Raw genomic sequence first — 4059 nt, forward strand, 5'->3', positions numbered from 1 at the left:
AGTGAGGTTCAACGCCGCCTCGGCGGGCGCATCAGGGAAGAGCTTCCTGAGAAGCCCCGTCGCCAGCGTCGACGTGAAGCCCGAGAGGGCGAGAAGCCCGCCGAGGACGACCTCGGCGTTCATGCCGGCGTGGATGCGGGCGGTGAGGATGAAGAGTTCTTGGGGCATGGTCGTTGGTGGTCTTTCGTGGTCTTGGTCTTTGGTCGTGGTCGTACTCGGACGGGTCGGGTCGATCAGGTCAGTGACCCAAGGCGCGGAGCACCCTCGCGGCGGCGCATGCGGCGCCGTAGCCGTTGTCGATGTTCATGACGGCGACGCCGGGGGCGCAGGAGGCGAGCATGGAGCGAAGCGCCGTTTCGCCGCCCGCCGCCACGCCGTAGCCGACCGACGTGGGCACGGCGAAGATGGGCCGGTCGGTGAGGCCCCCGAGGACGCTCGCCAGCGCCGCATCCAACCCCGCCGCGCAGATCACGACGTCGCAGGCGTTGATGTCGGCGATCGCCTTCTGGATGCGCCAGAGGCCGGCGACGCCGCAGTCCTCGAACCGGACGGCGGTCCAGCCCAAGTATTCGATGGTCCTGGCGGCTTCGCCGATCACCGCCCCGTCGGCGGTTCCGGCGGAGACGAGCGCGACGCGCCCGGTGGGGCGCTTCCCGCGCGTCTTGTTCCACGCAGTCCGGGAGACGGGATCGTAGTCGTACGAGGGGCGGAGCTCTTCCGGGCAGCAGGCCCAGCGGTCGGGCGCGACGCGCGTGAAGAGGATGGGCGCCGTTTCGGGCGCGGCGAAGCGCGTGAAGAGCGCGCGCAGGTCGGCTTCGGGCTTCGAAGCGCAGAAGACGGCTTCGGGAATGCCGATCCTCGCTTCGCGGGCATCGTCGAATTGAACGCTCATGACAGATCTTGAGTGTGGGGTTGTCGGTGTTGGCGTTGTGGTCTGACCGGAACTATACCGCGGGGGCGCGGCCTCCCCCTCGCACGAAACCGCCCGATTCCTGCACGATCGCGACCTTCGGACGGGCGGCGGGTGACGGACGGACTTTGGAAGTGCGGCGGGCGACCGGGGCCGCCCGCGCGCGGCACCCGCGCCGAAAACCGGATTCTTCGGGCCCCGTGGGACGGCGCCCGATTACAATGCCGTCACTATGCTCGTACTTGGTATTGAATCCTCCTGCGACGAAACCGGCGTCGCCCTGATTTCGTCGGAAACCGGCCTCATCGCCGACGCGCTCCACACCCAGATCGACATGCACCGCGCCTACGGCGGGGTGGTGCCGGAGCTCGCCTCGCGCGACCACATCCGCCGCGCCGTCGCGTTGGTCGACGACGTGATGGCGAAGGCCGGGCGCTCGCGCTCGGAACTGGACGCAGTCGCCGTGACGGAAGGGCCGGGGTTGGCCGGCGCTCTTTTGGTCGGGAACGCCGTCGCGCACGCGATCGGCTGGGCCCTGGAGATCCCCGTTCTCGGGGTGCACCACTTGGAAGGTCACCTTTTGGCCGCCAAGCTCTCGGACCCCGCGCCCGAATTCCCCTTCCTCGCGCTTCTCGTCTCGGGCGGGCACACGCAGATCCTCAAGGTCGAGCGCTTCGGGTCGTACAAGCTTCTGGGCGAAACCTTGGACGACGCCGCGGGCGAAGCCTTCGACAAGACGGCGCAGCTCTTGGGCCTTCCCTACCCCGGCGGCCCCCACGTCTCGGCCTTGGCCGAAAAGGGTGCGTCGGGCGCGATTGAGCTCGCCCGTCCGATGATTCACAGCCCCAACCTCATGATGAGCTTCTCGGGGTTGAAGACGTCGGTCTTGACCGCCGTGCAGTCCGCCGAAAACCCCGAGGACGAAACCTGGCGCGCGAACCTGGCGCGCGGGTTCGTCGACGCCGTGACCGACGTCCTCGCCGCCAAACTCATCCGCGCGATGAAGGAGACGAAGCTGGAGCGCGTCGTCGTCGCGGGCGGCGTCTCCGCCAACAAGCAGCTGCGCGCGCGCCTCACCGACGCAGTCCGTCGCCGCCGCGGCGAAATCTTCTTCCCGCCGATGCGGCTCTGCACCGACAACGGCGCGATGATCGCGGCCGCGGGCCTGGCGCGTTTGGAGAGCATGAGCGAAGCGGAGCGCGAAGCCTTGAAGCGCGAGAGCGCCTTCCGCGTGCGGCCGCGCTGGCCCTTGGAGACGCTCTGAGGACTTTCCCGTCCTGAACCCCTCCGAACGCGACGAAGCCGGAGATTCCCCGACGGGACCTCCGGCTTCTTCACAATCTCCGGACGAAGAAAAAGCCCGAAACCTGCTGGAGGTCGTCGGGCTTTTTCCGTCTCGGGAACCGAGGCTCTTACTTGAGCTTCGTTTCCTTGTAGATCACGTGCTTGCGGGCCACCGGATCGAACTTCGAGATTTCCATCTTGCCGGTGGACGTCTTCTTGTTCTTCGTGGTGGTGTAGAAGTGACCGGTACCGGCCGTGCTTTCAAGCTTGATCTTTTCGCGAGCGCCTTTCGCCATGGTGAAACTCCCTTAATTAGATTTCGCCGCGGGCGCGCAGATCCGCGAGAACCGCATCGATGCCAATCTTGTCGACCGTACGAAGGCCGGCGTTCGTCAGACGAAGGCGAACCCAACGGTTTTCGCTTTCGACCCAGAAGCGGCGGTACTGAAGGTTCGGCATGAAGCGACGCTTGGTCTTGTTGTTCGCGTGCGAGACTCGATGGCCGACCATCGGCGCCTTACCGGTGACTTGACACACTCGTGCCATCTCTAACTCCGTGTAATGAAAAAAGAAGGACCCGCCGCGCCGCCCCAACGGGCGATGCTCGCGTTGGCGCCTTCCTTGAAGTTTGTGAATTCCGACGTTGAGGCCGTCCCGTGGGGGCTCCCAGAGAAGCGGAAGCACTCTTCCGCCCGCGGTGTCCGTACAGGCGGGAGACGACAAAAGCACCCGAGGCCGGTCAACGTGGAAGCGCATTGTACCTGTTTTGAGGGGGCGTGGGGGACGAAAACTCAAAAATCTTTTATGCTTGTGAAAATTTTCTTCCCAAAGAGGTCCTTTCATGCAGGTTTTGCTCGCCCAACCCCGTGGGTTCTGCGCCGGCGTCACCCGTGCGATCGCCATCGTCGAGCGTGCGCTCGCGATCTACGGCGCACCGATCTACGTGCGCCATGAAATCGTGCACAACCGCACGGTGGTCGACGATCTCCGCGCCCGCGGGGCGGTGTTCGTGGACGACTTGGCCGAGGTCCCCGACGGCGCGACCCTCGTCTTCTCCGCCCACGGCGTGCCGCGTGCGGTGGAAGAGGAAGCCACGCGCCGGGGCTTCCGGGTGTTCGATGCGACCTGCCCCCTCGTCACCAAGGTGCACCGCGAGGTGGGGAACATGCGGGAAGCCGGCAAGACCATCATCATGATCGGCCACGCCGGGCACCCGGAAGTCGAAGGCACGATGGGCCAGGTGAAGGACGGGATCCGTTTGGTGGAGACGTCCGCCGACGTGGCGACCTTGCCCGACGCCGCGGGCGAGACGCTCGCCTACGTGACCCAAACCACGATCAGCGCGGACGACAGCCGGGAGATGATCGAGGCGCTGCGCGCCCGATTCCCCGGCATTCATGAGCCCAAGCGCCAGGACATCTGCTACGCGACGCAGAACCGCCAGGAGGCGGTGAAGAAGCTCGCTCAAGCTGAAGTCGACATCGTGCTCGTGATCGGGTCGGCGACGAGCTCCAACTCCAACCGCCTGCGCGAGGTCGCCGAGCGCGAAGGGACGCGCGCCTATCTGGTGGATTCGGCCGAGCACATGGATCCGGCGTGGCTGGAAGGCGTTTCGCGCATCGGCATCACCGCCGGGGCGTCCGCCCCCGAGTCGCTCGTTCAGGGCGTGCTCGCGTGGCTTGAAGACCATACGGGCTCGATCGACGTGAAGACCCTGGAGGGTGTTGAAGAGAACGTCGCCTTCCCTTTGCCGAAGGGGCTTTGGGAGAGCGACCTCGGGGCGGCGAAGGAAGCCGCGCACTGAGAACCGCTGAAGGATTGATCTGAGAGAGGGCGGGCTGCCGATCGGCGCCCCGCCTTCCCTC

5 protein-coding genes are annotated in these 4059 nt (G+C 66.1%); 2 read left to right on the forward strand and 3 right to left on the reverse strand.

Annotated features, from left to right (window positions below):
• Positions 1–238 precede the first annotated feature (238 nt).
• Positions 239–892 carry a nickel pincer cofactor biosynthesis protein LarB gene (gene larB / locus HMPREF9440_RS07750; protein ID WP_008543072.1) on the reverse strand — a complete coding sequence of 218 codons (654 nt, stop codon included), beginning with the start codon at positions 890–892 and terminating at the stop codon, positions 239–241.
• A 250-nt stretch (positions 893–1142) separates the two neighbouring features.
• On the opposite strand from larB, the gene tsaD reads away from it, so the two are divergent.
• On the forward strand, positions 1143–2174 hold the full coding sequence (tsaD, locus tag HMPREF9440_RS07755; RefSeq protein WP_008543073.1) for a tRNA (adenosine(37)-N6)-threonylcarbamoyltransferase complex transferase subunit TsaD: 1032 nt from the start codon (positions 1143–1145) through the stop codon (positions 2172–2174).
• 148 nt (positions 2175–2322) lie between these two features.
• Here tsaD and rpmG read toward each other — a convergent pair whose 3' ends face one another.
• Together rpmG and rpmB are read right to left on the reverse strand one after the other, a co-directional pair.
• A complete protein-coding gene (rpmG, locus tag HMPREF9440_RS07760) occupies positions 2323–2490 on the reverse strand; it encodes a 50S ribosomal protein L33 (protein ID WP_008543074.1) in 168 nt (55 codons plus the stop codon).
• A gap of 16 nt (positions 2491–2506) precedes the next feature.
• The gene (gene rpmB, locus HMPREF9440_RS07765) at positions 2507–2740 is read right to left on the reverse strand and encodes a 50S ribosomal protein L28 (protein ID WP_040764747.1); all 234 of its coding nucleotides are present in this window, start codon (positions 2738–2740) and stop codon (positions 2507–2509) included.
• A gap of 295 nt (positions 2741–3035) precedes the next feature.
• Here rpmB and ispH point away from each other — a divergent pair, with 295 nt between their 5' ends.
• Positions 3036–3998 carry a 4-hydroxy-3-methylbut-2-enyl diphosphate reductase gene (gene ispH / locus HMPREF9440_RS07770; RefSeq protein WP_008543079.1) on the forward strand — a complete coding sequence of 321 codons (963 nt, stop codon included), beginning with the start codon at positions 3036–3038 and terminating at the stop codon, positions 3996–3998.
• Positions 3999–4059: the final 61 nt, after the last annotated feature.

This window comes from Sutterella parvirubra YIT 11816, assembly GCF_000250875.1.
GTDB lineage: Bacteria > Pseudomonadota > Gammaproteobacteria > Burkholderiales > Burkholderiaceae_F > Sutterella > Sutterella parvirubra.

Coding starts and splice junctions, on each gene's coding strand:
- larB (WP_008543072.1), bottom strand. CDS start 892: ATGAGCGTTCAATTCGACGATGCCCGCGAAGCGAGGATCGGCATTCCC.
- tsaD (WP_008543073.1), top strand. CDS start 1,143: ATGCTCGTACTTGGTATTGAATCCTCCTGCGACGAAACCGGCGTCGCC.
- rpmG (WP_008543074.1), bottom strand. CDS start 2,490: ATGGCGAAAGGCGCTCGCGAAAAGATCAAGCTTGAAAGCACGGCCGGT.
- rpmB (WP_040764747.1), bottom strand. CDS start 2,740: ATGGCACGAGTGTGTCAAGTCACCGGTAAGGCGCCGATGGTCGGCCAT.
- ispH (WP_008543079.1), top strand. CDS start 3,036: ATGCAGGTTTTGCTCGCCCAACCCCGTGGGTTCTGCGCCGGCGTCACC.